8 protein-coding genes are annotated in these 18587 nt (G+C 48.6%); all 8 read left to right on the top strand.

Annotated features, from left to right (window positions below):
• The first annotated feature begins 45 nt into the window (after positions 1 to 45).
• The 8 genes from AC2TF5_RS13315 to AC2TF5_RS13350 are packed head-to-tail and all read left to right on the top strand — an operon-like array spanning position 46 to position 18577.
• Positions 46 to 1290, top strand: coding sequence for a macrolide family glycosyltransferase (locus AC2TF5_RS13315; protein ID WP_491302607.1), 1245 nt, complete (start codon positions 46 to 48; stop codon positions 1288 to 1290).
• On the top strand, positions 1283 to 4399 hold the full coding sequence (locus AC2TF5_RS13320) for a cyclic peptide export ABC transporter (protein WP_491302608.1): 3117 nt from the start codon (positions 1283 to 1285) through the stop codon (positions 4397 to 4399). The genes AC2TF5_RS13315 and AC2TF5_RS13320 overlap by 8 nt, the downstream gene beginning before the upstream one ends.
• A 47-nt stretch (positions 4400 to 4446) precedes the next feature.
• Entirely contained in the window at positions 4447 to 8271 is a 3825-nt protein-coding gene (locus AC2TF5_RS13325) for a non-ribosomal peptide synthetase (RefSeq protein ID WP_491302609.1), read from the top strand.
• Between the two features lie 13 nt (positions 8272 to 8284).
• Positions 8285 to 9568: an ACP S-malonyltransferase gene (fabD, locus tag AC2TF5_RS13330; RefSeq protein ID WP_491302610.1), complete on the top strand. Its 1284-nt coding sequence runs from the start codon at positions 8285 to 8287 to the stop codon at positions 9566 to 9568.
• Positions 9569 to 9589: 21 nt separating this feature from the next.
• Positions 9590 to 13645, top strand: a complete 4056-nt coding sequence (locus tag AC2TF5_RS13335; RefSeq protein WP_491302611.1) for a type I polyketide synthase — start codon at positions 9590 to 9592, stop codon at positions 13643 to 13645.
• A complete protein-coding gene (locus AC2TF5_RS13340; RefSeq protein ID WP_491302612.1) occupies positions 13638 to 17111 on the top strand; it encodes a beta-ketoacyl synthase N-terminal-like domain-containing protein in 3474 nt (1157 codons plus the stop codon). Before AC2TF5_RS13335 ends, AC2TF5_RS13340 begins: the two co-directional genes overlap by 8 nt.
• Before the next feature lie 36 nt (positions 17112 to 17147).
• The gene (locus tag AC2TF5_RS13345) at positions 17148 to 17417 is read left to right on the top strand and encodes an acyl carrier protein (protein ID WP_241929079.1); all 270 of its coding nucleotides are present in this window, start codon (positions 17148 to 17150) and stop codon (positions 17415 to 17417) included.
• 17 nt (positions 17418 to 17434) lie between these two features.
• The gene (locus AC2TF5_RS13350; RefSeq protein ID WP_491302613.1) at positions 17435 to 18577 is read left to right on the top strand and encodes a radical SAM protein; all 1143 of its coding nucleotides are present in this window, start codon (positions 17435 to 17437) and stop codon (positions 18575 to 18577) included.
• Positions 18578 to 18587 lie beyond the last annotated feature (10 nt).

An 18587-nucleotide genomic window follows, 5' to 3' on the forward strand; every position in this document is an offset into this window, starting at 1 on the left:
GTGTAAGAATTTTATGATCTGAGATTTCAAAGGGGGTCATTCGATATGTCTAGAGTGGTGTTTTTCGGTGTTGATCTGCACGGGCATGTGAATCCAACGCTTGGATTGATCCACAAGCTTACCGAGAGAGGTGAAGAGGTCATCTACTATTGCAGTGAGCCCTTCCGTGAAAAAATTGAACAAACAGGGGCAACCTTTCGCAGCTACCACGGCCTATTAAGCTTTGGAAGGCATAACGGAACAGGCATAGAGACCCTGCTTGTATTCGCGGACTTTATTATGGACAAGTGCCGCACCATAGTTGAGGCCTTGCGTGAAGAGGTCTGTGAATTACAGCCGGACTATATCATTCATGACAGCTTTTGCTTATGGGGAAAAGAGCTTGCGGCAGAGCTTCGGATACCAGGGGTTTCCGTGTTTGCTAACTTTCCATTTGTCGATGAAATGGCCCAAAAGGAGCCTGCATTTTTCATGGATTATGTACTGCTCGCTTCGGATGAACCGCTCTATCTCAAGCATAAGGGGCAGCATGATGTATACCGGAAGCTGATGGATAAGCTGTCGCGCGTCATCGGGCTCAAATATGGAAAGCCTTCGATGAATGTGATTAATGATATTTTTTGCAGTAAGGAGCCGCTTAATTTGGTGTTTAGTTCCCGTGAATTTCAAGTGCATGAAGAGGTATTTGACGATACGCATGTGTTTTCCGGCTATGAGATTTATCCAAGGGAAGAGCCCACAGACTTTCCATTTGAACAGCTGGACGACAGACCCTTGATCTATATTGCATTCGGGACGATTCTTCATAACCTGTCTGAGATCTATCAGACCTGCTTTGACGCATTAGGTGATTCCAAGTATCAGGTAGTTATGTCGCTCGGCATTCAAACGGATTTTTCGTCGTTAGGTCAAGTACCCGACAACTTCATCGTTCGAACCTTTGTACCTCAATTGAAGCTATTAAGCAGGGCGGACGCCTTTATCACACATGGTGGGGCGAATAGCATTTACGAGTCGTTGTGCAGCGCTGTACCTATGATAGTTCTACCGCAGGTGTTTGATGAGTTTATGGGGGCTTTGATGGTAGAGCGTTCAGGTACGGGAATTTATTTGCGTGATTATCTTCCTACGAAAGAGGAATTGAAAGAGACTGTCGATCAAGTGTTGGAGAATCCTCTCTACCGTGAAAAATGTGAGCTGATCAAGCAATCCTTTAAGTCAGCAGGCGGCTTGGAGTATGCAGTAAATAAAGTCATTGAATTTGCGAAACAGAAGGTGTGCCATGAGTAAACTAACACGGCTGCTATTGGCGATCGGATTAATCACTACTCTTGTTGTGAGTATGACAAATGGGAGCTTGGCAGCAGCGGCCCCTACAATCGGATCTGCAACGGTTAGCGATATAGATGACTATATCGAGGACATGATGGACAAATCAAAGATTCCAGGAATGTCGGTGGTCATCGTAAAAGGGGACGAGACGGTCTACCAAAAAGGATTCGGCTACGCCGACACGGAGAACGATGTGCCTGTGAAGCCAGAGACTTTATTTGAGCTTGGCTCGACGAGTAAGGCTTTTACGGCATTGGCCTTGATTCAGCTTGAGGATCAAGGGCTTGTGAATCTAGAGGATTCCGTCACGAAGTACCTCCCGTGGTTCGAGACCTCGTATAAGGGTAAGCCTGCCGATGTTCGCATCAAGCATTTGCTTCATCATACGAGCGGGATTCCGTTCCACAGCATCGGGGACATTCCTGTAGCCAATGATGATCTGGCGCTAGAGAGAACGGTTCGTACCCAAATCGGGCAGAAGCTCGATCACGAGCCAGGAGAGAAATACGAATATGCAACCATTAACTATGATGTGCTCGCTCTTATCATTCAGCAAGTTTCAGGCATGTCATATGAGCAGTATGTAGAGCAGCATGTGCTGGTCCCGCTGAATATGAAGCAAACGTACATGTTTCGTGAGGATGCCGCTCGTGGTGACATGGCGGTGGGGTATAAACTCAACGTGTTAAGACCAGCAGCCTACGATGCTCCCATGTATAGAGGGAACACACCTGCGGGCTATATCATTTCCAACGCTTTAGACGTGGCAAAATGGCTCAAAATCCAAATGGGTACGGCTGAAGAAGCAAAGGGCTTCGAAAAGTGGCTGGATCTCTCCCATGAGCCAGATCGCTCTGTTGCACCAGCAGGAGACGGCTCCTCGTATGCGGCAGGTTGGAGCGTCTATCAGGATGGAACAGGGATGCTGGCTCACGCTGGAGGCAATCCCAATTACTCTACATATTTCGTTCTTCGTCCGGCTGATGGTTATGGGGTAGCGGTTCTTGCCAACATGAACTCACCATATTCGGGCGCAGCCGCTCAGGGCATCATGAACATGCTTGTCGGCAAGGAAGTCCTCGAGCCTGCAAGCGATATGTATAAAAACATCGATGCGATTTCATCCGTGGTGCTTCTCTTGACGGTACCGGTACTGCTATTAGTCTTTTGGCTGACAGGGAAGGCTGTGTGGCAAGCAATTCGTGGGAGTCGCAGTTATGTAGGCCGTCACGCTACGACGGTAAGCGGATTTGTGATCTTTGCCCTATTCATGGCAGGTCTTGCTTATTGCCTATATCAAATTCCGGATACGCTTTTCTGGGGCGTAAACTGGGCATTCGTTCAAGTATGGGCGCCTAACACACTGATCTATGCCGTTTATTCCTTGTTTGCGACGATTTGCTTGTTCGGATTGTACTTCCTATTTACGACCGTATTTCCAAAGTCTGACGATCGCTCTTTCTTTGCCATTACACTGCTTAGCGTAGCAAGCGGCTTTGGCAATGCGCTCATCATTTTTATTGTCAATGAGACACTGAATCGAGATCTCGATAAATTCCAGAGCGGTATGCTGCTCTACTTTGTTCTCGGGATTGCGATCTACGTGTTTGGACAAAAGCTCGTACGAACAAGACTCGTACGCATTGCCAATGACATGGTATATGAGAAGCGAATGGAGCTGCTTGGCAAAATACTGAATACATCATATCAGAAAATTGAAGGCGTAGAGGATGGCAAAATTCCGGCTTCCCTGAATAACGATACAGAGGCGATTAGCGGCTTTTCTAACATCGTTATTACAGGAGCAACCAGCTTTGTCACTTTAATCAGCTGCTTTGTTTATATGGGCATGATCAGCCCGATGGGAGTGATCATGGCAATTAGCTTTATCGTGGTAGCAGCTGGGATCCATTACTTTACAGGGCTGAAGGCGAATCGGCTGTGGGAACAAATGCGTGATATCCAAAACGTGTTTTTCCGCTTTATTAACGACTTAACGGGCGGATTCAAGGAGCTAAGCCTTAATCAAGACAAGCGAGCAGATTTCAAGAAGGACATGCAGGATAACTGCCATTCATACCGAGAGAAGCGAATCGGTGGCGATCTGAAATTCGCGAATGTGAACGTGATCGGCGAGCTGCTGTTTACCTTCGTTATCGGTGCAGTTGTCTTCATATTCCCGCTGTTGTTCAGCGAGCTGAAAGTGAGTACGCTGCGCAACTATGTATTCGTTCTTCTTTATATGACGGGTCCCGTACACGGCATCTTGGGTACCATTCCGAATATATTCCGCGTTCGAATCAGCTGGAACCGAATTAATGAGCTGTCACGTGAGCTGGATTCCATTCAGGAGGCACAGCAGCAAGCAGCTTCTAGTATAGAACCGGCGGAGCCGATAGAGCTTAAGCTGCAATCCGTGGAATACCACTACGGCAATCGTGAAGGCGAAACCTTTGCTGTAGGGCCGGTCGACTGCTCCTTCCGCACAGGGCAGATTACCTTTATAACCGGTGGAAACGGCAGTGGGAAATCAACCTTGGCGAAGCTGATAACAGGTCTATATGAACCGGTGGATGGCGGGATTACCGTAAATGGGCAGTCCGTGCCTACACGGGAGCTAAGCCAGCAATTCTCCGCTATATTTAGTGAATTCTATTTATTCGAGAAGCTGTATGGCGTTCCTTATTCCTCGAAGCAGTCGGAGATTGAGCATTATTTAAATGTGCTCCATCTACAGGATAAAGTTGAGATTCGTGACGGCTCCCTCAATACGACGAAGTTGTCGACAGGACAACGCAAGCGGCTCGCGCTGCTCATTAGCTATCTGGAGGATCGGCCAATCTGCTTGTTCGATGAATGGGCGGCAGACCAGGATCCGGAATATCGAGCGTTCTTCTATCACACCCTGCTGCCTGAGCTTAAACAAAGAGGAAAATGCATTATCGCGATTACCCATGATGACCGCTACTTCCACATGGCGGATCAGGTCATCAAGATGGAGCTGGGTCAGGTTGTGCAGGTGGAGCGGAACGATGAGATTAAAGAGAATACAGCTCTCGTTAATTGAAAATATGGCTGAAACGGTCTACTTCCAGCATGAGAGGATGAAGCGAGATGAGAGAAAGTCGTTCAACCAAATTGGACAGGACCAATGTGGAAGATATCGTGGCATTAACACCGCTGCAGGAGGGCTTGCTGTTTCATTATAGAAGCGACAAGGACAAGGGGTACTACACGCAGCAGTTTTCAGCACGCTTGTCCGGCCGCTGCTCGGTTGAAGTCATCAGGCAAGCATGGCAGAGCGTTGCGCGTGCGAATGATGTGCTGCGGACCGTATATCGTTGGGAGAAGCTTGAGAAGCCTGTTCAGATTGTGCTGAGAGATATGGAAATTCCGATTACCGTTCTGGATTACTCTAGCTACTCGGCTGAGCAGGCGGAAGTATTAATTGCCGAGCTTAAAGCACGGGATCGTCAGCAGGAGCTTGAGCTCGAAGTAGAACCGATGCGAATTACGCTATGTCTTATAAACAATGAGACTTGCGAGATGATCATCACATGGCATCATATCTTATTTGATGGTTGGAGCAATGGGCTACTGCTCAAGGAGTTTATGCAGGCTTATCAAGCCATTATTGAAGGAGCGCCAGCACCTTTAAGAACAGCTGCCAAGACTCCGTTTAAGCAGTTTGTGCAGCTGTTGCAGCGTCAAGACAAGGTTTTGCAGCGGCAGTATTGGGAGCAGGAGTTTCTGGGGTGGCAGGAACGTACCCAGCTGACAGAGCAAAAAGAGCTGTATGGGAAGGGCAACGCAGTTGAATCAAAGACTCTTCATACTCTAGCACTCTCGCTCCAAGAGGTAGAGGCTATCTCTCGGTATGCGCAGCGTCATGAAGTTACGCTGGCTGCGTATCTGTATGCTGCATGGGGCTTACTGCTTGGACGATACTGCGGGACTGAGGATGTTCTATTTGGCACAACCGTGTCAGGTAGAACGCCAGAGCTTCCTGGAATGGAGGAGATAATTGGCCTATTTATCAATACCGTTCCACTGCGGATATGCTGGACAGCGGATGAGCCTGTCCACCAGCTCGTCAGCTCTGTTAATGAGAAGCTCAAGCGCCGTGTAGATTACGAGCTCACCCCTCTAGTTGATATAAACGCTTATTGCGGTGCTGATTCTTATGAGCCGCTGTTCAATTCGATTATAGTTGTTGAAAATTACCCATTAGATACGAGCATAGGACAAACAGGAGCTTTACGAATTGAGCATTATGAGATGGAGGAATCCACGCATTATGGGCTGACGATCGGTGTTCAGACCAAGAGAACAGGGGAGCTGGAGCTAGAGTTTGCTTATGATCCCAGTTCCTTCTCGAAGCCGATGATCGAAAGGCTCGCCAACCACTATAAACAGATTATCCTACAAATATACAGCAAGGCTGAGCCAAGGATAAATGAGCTTGAGCTTCTGACATTAGGGGAAATGAAAGAGCTTCTCTCTTCGTTTAACCCAAGGCCGTCTAAGTGTCTTCAATCGGGGCGGCTAGAGACTGGTCAGGAGGATCTTGTTCAACTTCGATTTGAGAGACGGGTTATGCAAACACCAGACTGCACAGCCGTAATATGCGGAGAACGCAGCTATACGTATCAAGAGATCAACAGAGCGTCCAATCGGCTTGCGCATCAGATCAGAGATCTTGGTGTTCATGCTGATGAGCCTGTCGCGATATGGCTTGATCGATCCGAGCAGCTCCTCATTGCGATGCTGGCTGTACTAAAGTCGGGAGCGGCTTATGTACCGATCGACTATGATTACGCTCCCGGCCGCATCAACCAGATTCTCCAAGATAGCGGAGCAAGCATATTGGTGATGGGTGACTATGTGATCCCAGATTCGATTGATTTTGATGGCACTTGCGTCTGCATTGAGAAGGTGCTGTCAGTGAAGGATGTAGTCGAGGATGACCCTGTGCCTCTTGGTCATAAACCTAGCGATGCAGCTTACATCCTGTACACGTCAGGCTCGACAGGAACTCCGAAGGGTGTTGTTGTTGAGCATCGCAACCTGTTGGGTTACGTTGATGCCTTCCAACATGAGTTTCACTTAACGGGCAGAGATACCTTTTTGCAGCAAGCCTCCTGTTCCTTTGACCAATTTGTCGAGGAAGTGTATCCGGTGCTGCTCGCTGGCGGACAGGTTGTGATTGCACGCAAGACCGATGTGATCGACATGCCGAAACTTATCCAGCTGATCGACCGTCACCAAGTCACGATCGTGTCGTGTTCTCCTCTGCTTATGAACGAGCTTAACAAGCAATCCGGAATGGACAGTGTCCGAATCTTTATAAGCGGCGGCGACGTTCTGAAGCCAGAGTATATGTCGGAGCTGCTCAAAAAGGCGGAGGTCTATAACACATACGGACCGACAGAAGCGACGGTGTGTGCAACTTATCATCGCTGCTTGTCAGAGCCTACTTCCAGAAACAGCATCCCAATCGGAAAGCCCATACTGAATTACCGCGTATATGTCCTTGATGCTTATGGACATCCGCTGCCAATAGGAGTACCGGGGGAGATATGCATTGCAGGAGCGGGTGTAGCGAGAGGCTATCTGAATCGACCTGAGCTCACGGCACGGCATTTTTCCTCCGATCCGTATGATGCCGAGGCCCGCATGTATCGTACAGGCGACATCGGATTATGGCTTTCAGATGGAAGCCTGCTGTATGTCGGAAGAAATGACCAGCAGGTGAAGATTCGAGGTTACCGGGTGGAGCCAGGGGATATTGAACATCACTTGCTTGGCCTTCATGCGATTGATGAAGCCGTTGTACTTGCGCATCAAGATGAACATGGCATGATGACACTATCCGCCTATGTCAAGATTAATTGTGACATAACCGCTAATGAGCTGCGGGACAAGCTATCTGCTACATTGCCAGCCTACATGATCCCAACCTTCTTCTACCGCATTGACAAGGCTCCGAAGACCCCGAACGGCAAGCTGGATCGCAAAGCATTGCTGCAGGTTACGGACAAACTGGCTGTAACCGAACCTGCAACCTTGTTTGCAGAGAATGAGGCTAGTGAGACGGAGAGCAGCATAAGGCGCGTGTGGCAGGAAGTGCTGAAGGTGAAGCAGATCGGGCTTCATGACCATTTCTTTGATCTTGGTGGCAATTCAATCTTACTTATGCAGCTGCATGCCAAGCTGGAGAAGGAATATGGCTTTGGATTTCAGATCGTGGATCTCTTCACCTATACGACAATTGCGAAGTTGGCAAAATGGGTGGACGAAAAGCACGGCGTAGTCGAGCAAGAGAAGCAGGCCACATGGAGCGTTTATCAACAGTTTCCAGCAACCTTTTTCCATCATCACATGAACGGCATCGGGATGGGCATTGTACGGTTCCATCTTCAATCCCAACTTAGAGAGGGCATAGATGGACTTGCTTCTGACACTAATGTGGAATCGTTTGATGTGTTAACTGGTATGGCGCTGTATTTGTTCAGTGAATGGAATGAAAAGCCTGACGCTGCGATCCACAGCTTGCAGATAGAAGGTGAACAAGCCGTTCCCTTATCGATCGAATTTACGAAGATCAGCGGATTTGAGCAGCTGTTTCAACATGTGCATCAGAGCCGAGTAAACGGTACGAATGCTTATTTTACCGAACGCATGCAATCCGCATATGTAAAGAAGGGAATGGATGAGGTACTCCCTCTCATCTATCGTCAACAAGACCTAGATGTCGATACGGCATGGCTTGACTTATACGATATGGCTTGGGGGATAGAGGATCAGGCTGATGAGCATCAGTTGTCTCTTTCGATCAAATTCAACGACAAGCGGATGAAAAAGGAAGCGGTCAAGATGCTCGCTAACGGGTATGTCGATCTGCTGCGTCAGCTGACTGCAAGCCGCGTGATGTCGTGAGGAGGAGTTGTAGATGAGAAAGCTAGCGCTTATATTTCCAGGTCAAGGCTCGCAATATATCGGAATGGGCCAGGACTTGCTTGAACGATCGGCAACCGCGAGAGCGGTATTCGCTGAAGCCAATGATGTATTGGGCTTTGATCTTCAAGCGCTTATCGCAAATGGAAGCTCTGAGGAGCTGACACGAACGGAAAATGCGCAGCCTGCGCTGCTTACCGTTAGCGTCGCAGCGTTCCGTGTATACATGGAGGAAATCGGTGTGGAGCCTGCCTATTCGGCCGGACACAGCTTAGGCGAGTTCTCGGCGCTTACCTGCGCAGGCGTGATGACATTCCAAGATGCGCTAATGCTTGTAAGACGTCGAGGTCAGCTCATGCAGGAGGCGGCTGCCGAGGGTATCGGCGCCATGTGTGCGATTATGGGCGGCGATCCAAACCGTGTAGAAGGGGCTTGTCAGCGCGCATCCATCTCAGAGCATCAAGAGGTTGTCATCTCCAATTACAACTCCTCCGGACAGCTTGTCATTTCCGGACATCGCATTGCGGTTGAGGAGGCGGCCCGTGAGCTCGAAGGACTTGGCGCACGTATTGCATTTTTACAAGTAAGCGCGCCTTTCCATAGTCCTCTTATGAAAGGAGCGGCAATCCAGTTTAAAGATGAGCTGGATTCCTACACCTATAGCCCGTTTCAATGGCCGGTGATATCGAACGTTACAGGCAAACCGTATGAATCCCCGGATCAAGTTGTCGGCTGTCTGACCGAACAGCTTACCGCTCCCGTACGGTGGGATTGGGCGATGAAGTTGTTAGTGGAGCAAGGGGTCAGTATTGCGGCTGAGCTTGGCGCAAAGCAGGTGCTAACACAGTTGATGCGAACAGATGCAAAGTTCATTGTCTGCTATCCCTATGAAAAAGCAGCAGAGCTTGATTTGCTTCAGAAGGAGTTGGAAGCCGACAAGCTGGAGCAGGCCCGCCAGAAAGCTTCAAATAACGTGGTTACAAGATGTCTTGCGGCTGCAGTATGTACGCGCAATCGTAATTGGGACCTGGAAGCGTATGAACAAGGTTTCGTCCTTCCTTATCGGGAAGTTCAACGACTGCAGGAGCGGCTGGATGAGACTGGGGAGCCTCCTACTCAATCACAGATGCTGGAGGCGCTTAAGCTGTTGAAGCAGATGCTGGATACCAAAATTGTACCTGAAGAAGAGCAGCAGGAGCGTTTTGGCGACATTCTCAAGAAGACGGGTACAACTGCGCTATTTCCAGAATTCTCGCCTGATTCATGGGTGATCGCTTGATGATGTGTGGAGGTGATCAGGGTGGATTTTCAGTCAATCAAATTAAATCGCAAGTCTGCGGATGAGCTTGAGGATGTTTCCTTTGATCGAACATCGAGTCAGGATATCGCGATTATCGGAATTGCGGTGAAACTGCCGCTTGCAGATACGGTTGAGCAATTTGCTCACAATCTTAAGACAGGGCGAGATTGTGTAAGACCGATCCCTTCACTTCGTAAGCAGGATACCGATTTGTATTTCAAGCAGATGGGGCTTGAGCCGGAGGATTTGGCCTATGGTGAGGCAGCTTATCTCGATGAAATTGATAAATTTGATTATTCCTTCTTTAAGCTCTCGCCGCGAGAAGCGAGCTTGCTGGATCCCAACCAGCGGTTATTTCTTGAGACGGCTTGGCGTGCAATCGAGGATGCGGGCTATGGCGGCGGTAAGCTTGGAGGGAACCGGACAGGCGTCTATGTTGGCTATGGCTCAGATGCAGACTACTTGAAGCTGATCCGTCAGGTAGAGCCGGAGAACGTCTCTATGTCCATGGCGGGAAATGTACGTCCCATCATCGCCAGCCGCTTATCGTATTTGATGGATCTTCGAGGGCCAAGCTTCATCGTCGACTCGACCTGTTCCTCCTCGCTAGTGGCCGTTCACCTTGCGTGCCAGGCGATTCGCAATGGCGAGTGTGATTCCGCGATCGTGGGAGGGATTCAGCTTCACCTGATCCCGATCCGGGAGTATGAGGTAGGCATTGAATCCTCGACTTCACGGGCGAGAACCTTTGATGACCGGGCTGACGGGACTGGAACTGGCGAAGGCGTCGTTGCGATGATGCTGAAGCCGCTCGAGCAAGCCATCGAATCGCGTGATCATATTTATGCCGTGATCAAATCGAGTGCGCTGAATCAGGATGGCGGCTCCGTAGGCATTACCGCTCCGAATGCAGAGGCACAGGAGGCTGCGATTGTAGATGCATGGAAGCGAGCGGGTATCGAACCTGAGACGATTGGATATATCGAGACCCATGGTACCGGTACGAAGCTAGGAGATCCAATTGAAGTTGAAGGGCTTAAGCGGGCGTTCCGACGCTTTACGGACAAACAGCAGTTTTGCGCGATTGGGGCGCTCAAAAGCAGTGTTGGCCATTTAGATAATGCAGCTGGCATTGCAGGACTGCTCAAAGCGGTTTTGTCTCTAAAAAACAAATGCATCTATCCGACGCTCCATTTTGATCGACCGAATCGGGTGATTGATTTTGCGGAATCTCCTGTATATGTGAACGATAAGCTGATGAAATGGGAGAGCGGACCACATCCTCGTAGATGTGGAGTGAGTTCCTTCGGCATCAGCGGCACGAACTGCCATGTCATTGTGGAGGGGGCCCCGGAGGAGCGCTCATGGATGAAGCCTCACCATGATGAGTATCGACTGTTCGTATTGTCCGCGCAGACAGAGTCTGCATTGGAGACTTATGTAGATGTAAGCCTTAATTATCTGACGCGTTATCCATCCATTGATTTTGGTGATCTGTGCTATACATTGGGCACGGGTAGAGGGCATTACCGCTATCGGATTGCGATTGCAGCAAAAAGTGTTAATGAGTTGGTTGATGAGCTAAGAAGCTTTAAGAGCGTTGGATTCAAAGAGGTACAAGATCGATCACAAGGAGAGAGTGACCACTCCTTATATGTGAATTTGATTGATCGCATACATTCGCAGAATGAAGTTATACATGCTTCGGCTGAAGCTGTGATTGATGCATTCTTGTCCTCTGACAGGAAGGATCGCGCACTTTATGCAGAGCTAGGCAGGCTCTATGTGCAAGGGGCAAACATTCCATGGGATCGTCTGTATCGGCAGGAGCGCAGAAGTCGCATCAGCTTTCCTACATATCCGTTTGATCGGCAGCGATGCTGGGTGAAGCTGACGGATCATGCATCAAGAGGTAGAGCTCGTCATACCTCGGCCAAGCGCAATGATGCTCACGAAGCAGCAAGGAATGAAAGTCATGATCAAGATCAAAGTGTGTTCTATCATCAACGGAGATGGCTCCAAGAGCCCTTGCCTCAGAGCGGTAGAAAAAGCCGCGGCAGAGAGACGATTCTCCTCTTAACGGAAGAGCATCAAGACAGCAGCTGTTTTGTAAACCTATGGAAAGCAGCGGGTTCGAAGGTTATCGAGGCTACAATGGGTGACCACTATGAACTGGTTAATGAGACAAAGTATATCGTTCGGGACGAAATAGAAGATTATGAGCGTTTGCTGATAGATGCATTCGATTCATTAGATTCACTAGATTCATACGAATCCGCAAGTGATCGATCTCTTCAAATCGTTGACCTACGGTTTGCTGCCGTTGGTCATGAAGAGGAGACCTTGAAGCAGCATGAAGAGCAATTGGAGCAATCGATTTATCGGCTCTATCGATTAATACATACACTAGCACGCCGGGATGGTCATGAATCAATAGCTATGACGCTTGTTACTTCCTACGCAGACGAAGTTACAGTCGATCAGCCAAGAGTACGTCCTGAGCAATTCGCCATGATTGCGCTGAGTAAAGCTGCCGGCTGGGAGAAGCCGAATCTTAGAATCCGCTGGATTGATGTGGATGAGCAGTCGGATCTGGTAGAGAGTGTATGTTCTGAGCTGGAAGGCGACTCGAATGAGTATTGGACGGCCTATCGCCAAGAAAAGCGATATGTAGAGCGCGTTGATGTGCTGAAGTTGCCAGAAGCCGTATCCAATCATACAGGAACGGTAGCGATCGGTTCCCAAGATATAAACGGAACATACCTCATTACAGGAGGTCTTGGCAGCATCGGACTGCTGATCGCTTCGTACTTTGTAAAAGAGTCGAAAGGTAACATCCACCTCGCTTTAATGGGTAGAACAGAACTGCCGCCAAGAGATCTGTGGCCTGATCTAGAGCATGCGGTTCAGGATAAAAGGATCGTTCGTGCGATACATGCCATTCGTGAGATGGAGGATGCCGGGGGGCAGATTGAAGTCATCCAAGCGGATGTATCCAATAAAGAGCAGTTGGATAAGGCAATCACGTCTCTTCGACAGCGTCATGGACGAATTGCAGGCATCGTTCATGCTGCTGGAGTTTCCGAAGGGAATCTGATGAGCCGATTGTCGGCAGAAGAGCTGCGATCCGTCATTGCGTCCAAGACGACAGGTACGTGGCTGCTGGATCATTTAACGCGGCAGGATAAGCCGGACTTCTTAGTCCTCTTCTCGTCTGCGATTACGCTGGTAGGCGGAATCGGCTCAGGTCCGTACACGGCAGGCAATGCATATTTGGATGGATATTCAGCTTATCGAAACCGTTTTGGCTTACGAACCTTGACCATCAATTGGCCGGCTTGGAAGCAGACCGAGAAGGATGAGGCAGATGGGGTAGACGAATCGAAGGAGATGTTCTGTCTCATGTCTCAGGAGGATGGAATACGAGCGTTCCAAGAGCTTCTCCAGGCTTCTGAAGCTGCTCACGTAAGACAGGCCATTGTCGGGAGGTGGAATCGTGGTAGCCACCTGTTTGCATTAGGGGAGCTGCTGCCATTCCGTCAATCCGAGCAGGTTCAACAGGCTCTAACTCGATCCATAACAACCGATAAGACTCATGCGAAGGCAGATCATAGACGTTCAGCAGGTACTGCGAATGGTGGAACTTTTGCAGCTTCAAATATATGGCCTACCACGCATAGTGAGATCGAAGAAGCGGTGGCCGAGGCATGGAAGCAAGTGCTTGGCTATGAGGAATTGGATGTTCATGCAAATTTCTTCGAGATCGGCGGAGACTCCATCCTTATCACGAGAGTGCATCACTATATCGATGAGGAGTTTCCTGGGCTGACTACTGTAGCGGATATGTTCTCTTATCCAACCATCGCTCGGATAACCGACCATCTTTATACTGTTTTGTCTGATAAGGAAGAAACGGGTGAAGCTTCGTTGGAATCGATCGAGGCGAACTCCTTTAATGAAGGAATATTCGCGATGTTTGAGCGAGTAAAGCGAGGCGAATTATCCATCGAGAATGCGGTTGAGCTTTATCGCGGGATGGAGGTAGCAAATGGATAAACTAGCGAGTCAAATCTTTGAGCAAGTTGCTAAAGGCCAATTGGATGAGAAGGCAGCACTGCAGCTGCTTCGAACGCTTAAGGAGCAGCAGCCAAATGAGAGTAAGGATATTGCGATCATTGGACTTTCTTTAAAAATGCCTGGAGCGGATAACATCCATCAGTTCTGGAACAACCTCGAGCAGGGTCGTGACTTCATCGGACCTCTATCGGAAGAACGACAGCAGGATAGCTTAGGCTTTATCCGTACCTTTACCCAGCTTGAAGAGGACAGCATTCACTTTAGTCATGGCGGATTCATGCAGGATATCGACAAGTTTGATTATGCTTTTTTCAATCTATCTCCAAAAGAAGCAGCCTTAATGGACCCGAATCAGCGGCTATTTTTACAGACCGCCTGGGAGGCTATTGAGGATGGGGGTTATGGAGGTAGACGTATCCAAGGCAGTAAAACAGGCGTCTATATCGGGTATGCTGATTGGCCTGTATATGGCCAGTACATTACAAAGAATCAGCCATCGCAGATTCCGATGGCAAGCACAGGGAACACGCCTTCTATCATCGCTGGTCGGATTGCTTATTTGCTGGATTTGCAAGGTCCAGCATTGTTGGTTGATACTGCTTGCTCCTCCTCGCTGGTTGCAGTCCATCTCGCCTGTATGGCGCTCAGGAATACGGAATGCGAGATGGCCATTGCGGGCGGAGTAAAGGTATGTCTTATGCCAGTGGATGGACTGTTCGAGATTGGTATCGAATCCTCCAATCGTAGAACGAGCGCATTCGACGACAGCTCTGATGGCACCGTCTGGGGGGAAGGAACGGTCGCTTTACTGCTGAAGCCTCTAAGCCAAGCTATTCGAGACAAAGATCCTATTCATGCGGTCATTCGGGGCAGTGCCATGAACCAGGACGGTACATCCGTAGGACTGACCGCACCGAATGCTGCCTCGCAGGAGAAGCTGTTTATGCGGGCTTGGAAGGATGCGGGCATTCATCCGGAAACGATAGGCTACATCGAGGCCCACGGCACAGGGACGAAGCTTGGCGATCCGATTGAGGTTGATGGGATCCGTCGAGCGTTCCGCCACTACACGAATCGCAAACAGTTCTGTGCCATCGGATCGGTAAAGACCAATGTAGGGCACTTGGACGCAGCTTCAGGAGTTGCCGGACTTGCGAAGGCAATCGCATCACTCAAGTATAAGAAGCTGCCGCCGACCCTGCATTTTACGAGACCGAATCGAAATATTCCTTTTGAGAACTCCCCACTCTATGTCAATGATCGATTGGAGTCTTGGGAGAGGGGCGGAGAGTATCCAAGGAGATGCGGCGTAAGCTCATTCGGCTTTAGCGGCACGAACTGTCATCTTGTGCTTGAGGAATCCCCATTAGGGATGCCAGATGCAGCTCAATCAGATACGTACCGTGGTGATCAGCTAATGGTCCTGTCAGCTAAAAGCAGGTCAGCATTAAAGCGGATTATACAAGTTTATGTTCGCGAGTTGCCTGAGCTTGGAGGAAGCTTTTCCGATCTATGCTACACAGCTCATACTGGGCGAGGACATTATAGCTGCAGATTGGCAATTATTGCGAGCGGTATTCCGAGCCTAATGGATAAGCTGTACTCATTATTAGAAGTGGGCTTAGAGCAGCAGCTTGAAGGAACAGCAGAAAAAGGAGTTTTTTACAACGAGTATCGAATTGCAGGTGGCCGAAGAGAGAAGCGACAGCGCGGGGAATGGACATCGGATGAACTAAAAGCCCGGAGTGAGGCGGCAAATGAGCTAATTCATCAAGCTGCTTCTTCAGGTGGAGATATCGACAAGAGCGTGCTTGAACAGCTCGCCCAGTTCTATGTCCAAGGAGCAGACGTGAATTGGGAGGTATTATACGATGGGCGGCAGCACTCGAAGCTGCATCTCCCTGTGTACAGCTTTGAACCGTCGCGATGCTGGATTGATCCTTCGGCAGATACTTACATGGCTCGGGTGATGTCGACTGCAGTTGAATCAAACAAAGAAACGGACATGAAGCTTTCAGCAAGCCTGAAAAGTACTGATGCAGTACAAGTTCCAATTCTAAAAGGCAGAACAGACGGCATTTTTACATCTATGGAAATACGATTAGCAACACTTTGGGGAGAACTGCTTGGTGTTAAGGAAATCGATATTGATGATGATTTTTTTGAGCTGGGTGGTAACTCGATTCTAACAATACGCGTTGAGGTCGAGCTGGAGCAAGCGGGGATTTCGTTTGATTCCGAGCTGTTGTATCGGTACTCGTCGATTCGCGAGGCAGCCGTTTATCTAGAGCAGCAGTCTAGTGAATCTGGAAACTTCCATGAAACCAGCAGCTCTGGGAGTTCTGCTGATGCTCTTACTTTGAATGACTCTAGTGTGTCTATCGAATCTCATACTTCCAGTGAATCTAGTAAGGAAGTAAGCATTCATCTACAAGCAGCGGCTTCAGTCATTCTTCCAAATATCGAACCATTTAACGATCTCTATTATCGAAATTGCTTCTACAATTCCTTTTTCCCAGTGGTCAAGCACTTTGGTGGCAGCATACTTCCGTATCTCGTCAATGATTTACTCCTATATCATCGTACCGATACGGAGGAAGATCAGTGTTATGAACTGCGGTATGAAGAGATAAAGCCGCAGGAAACCCTCTTTACAGAAATGAATCTGTCCGTCCAAACCGAGTATGATTTTGGAGATATCAAAAGTAAGCTCATCCAAAGCATCGGCCAAGGAAATCCCGTTATCGTGTGGGTCGACTGCTACGAGATTCCATTCCGCAGCGACGCTTATCAGAAGCTTCACGTGGATCACACCTTGCTAGTGTACGGATTTGATGAGGGGACTCAAATGTTCCATATCATCGAGCATGACAGACGAGAGAATCTATCATACAAGCCTTGCTTGATCGCATTTGATGATCTCGTCCGTGCCTGCATAGGCTATGAGACGTACTATCAACCGCTAGAGCACCGGGCTGCTTATTATATCATTCAACACTATCCGAATGCTCCACACCGGGAGCCTGAGCTTAACGAATTGAAGCAGCGATTCGAGAGTAATCTGACGTATAACCGTCATCGTCTGCAAGAAAGCATGGATGTGCTTCAACAATTTGCAGCGTGGTTCATCGATGCCAGCTCTAACGAAGCCAGCTTGAAGCAGCATGCCGAGTCAATGATTGAGACGCTTAATCAAATTCTCAATGCGAAGCAGGTGGAGGGATATCGATTAACGGCTCTATATGGGGAGGATGCTTCGCTTCTTGCGACTCATCGCGAATGCGTAGAGTATTGGGAAACAATTCGAAAAGGAATCGTCCGCTTCTTCTATGCCCCTGTGTATCAGGGGGCACGAATCGAGGCTATTCAAGCGAGATTGGAGCGATTGCTCGCCGCGGAGCAGCAGTTCCTATCCCAACTATTTCACGAGCTACAACTTATTTAATCCATATACGAACCAACCATTTAGGAGGAAACGAAGATGACAATAGAAACGAAGGACGAACTGAAAAAGAGAGTAATGGAGTTGCTGAAAGACAACGTTGATGATCCAAACCTGCTAGAACAATGCGATCCTGATGATGATTTGTCATCGCTTGGCATTAATTCCTTAACCTTCATCAAACTTGTTATTGCAACTGAGATGGAGTTTGGGGTGTCATGGAGCGATGAGGACCTCGATTTCCGTAATTTTAGCACGATCAATCAAATTATGAACTATATCAGCCTGAACCAGAACGAAGAACAATAAGAGGGGGATGACGACTTATGCTAACCAGGGCAGGTAAACTCGGAGGGGTGGCTCTAGAAGAGCACGTTCACAATTTAGTACCAGAGATTAAGCAGCTTACGTTATTCCCGTCAGAGCTTTGTAATTATCGCTGTAATTTCTGCCATATATGGGGGGAGACTGGCTGGGCGCTGAAAGAGCCGCAACGTGCGATCCGTGAACAGCTCGATATCGATGTCCTGAAGAAGTTTCTAGATGATGTAACCGCAGTAAACAAAAATCTCGGTGTCATCATTACAGGCGGCGAGCCGATGCTGTATAAGCACTTTACAGAGCTGGTCGAGCATTTGCGGAAGCGCAAGGCGAACATTTACCTGCTGACCAATGGTTCGTTAATTAAAAACCGTGTTGAGTTCATTATGGAAAATATCGTGGCCATGAATATTTCCATAGATGGACCGGAAGAGTTCCATGATGCCATTCGTGGAAAAGGCAGCTTCCAGAAGATTTGCGAGAACATTGACGCACTGATCGAAGAGAAGCGTAGACGCAAGAAGATGTTCCCTTTCATTAATATTACGATGGTGCTTTCTCCGTCCAACTATCTCAGCATTAAGCAATTTATGAGCGCGCTTCGCGAACGCTTCAAAGACGCAGAGGTTATGCTGCATGATCCTCGCAATCCGTGGTCAAAACGTCGTGACTTGTCTGTGAATCTGGCACCGCTCTTGTTCACCACACCCGAACGAGGCCGTGCTTATGCGACTCAAATGAAGCATGATCTGGATTGCGATGTATCTCCAGCATGGCAGGGCTTCGTTGAAGAGTCGATCCCGATGGATACCCAGCTTTTGAAAAAGGAGCTAGAGGAGTTGTGGGCTTCTGAAGGCATAGATTCCTCTCATTATATTGATATTCACGATTATTATGCTGACATCGAGAATGTGTTTGGTCGCTCTAAATGCGTGGCACCATGGCATGAGATGATTATCCGCCGTACAGGCGATGTATACCCGTGTGTGGATTTGCCTGATTTTAAGTATGGCAATATTTATGAGAACAGCTTTGCGGAAATGTGGGAGGGCGAACGTGCGACCAAGTTCCGTGACTACATGAAGACGACCAATCTGATGATGTGCAATCGCTGCACACGGATGTTTGCTGATCCAGAATCATATTAATACACCTGAA

The sequence above is a fragment of the Paenibacillus sp. JNUCC 34 genome (assembly GCF_058269055.1).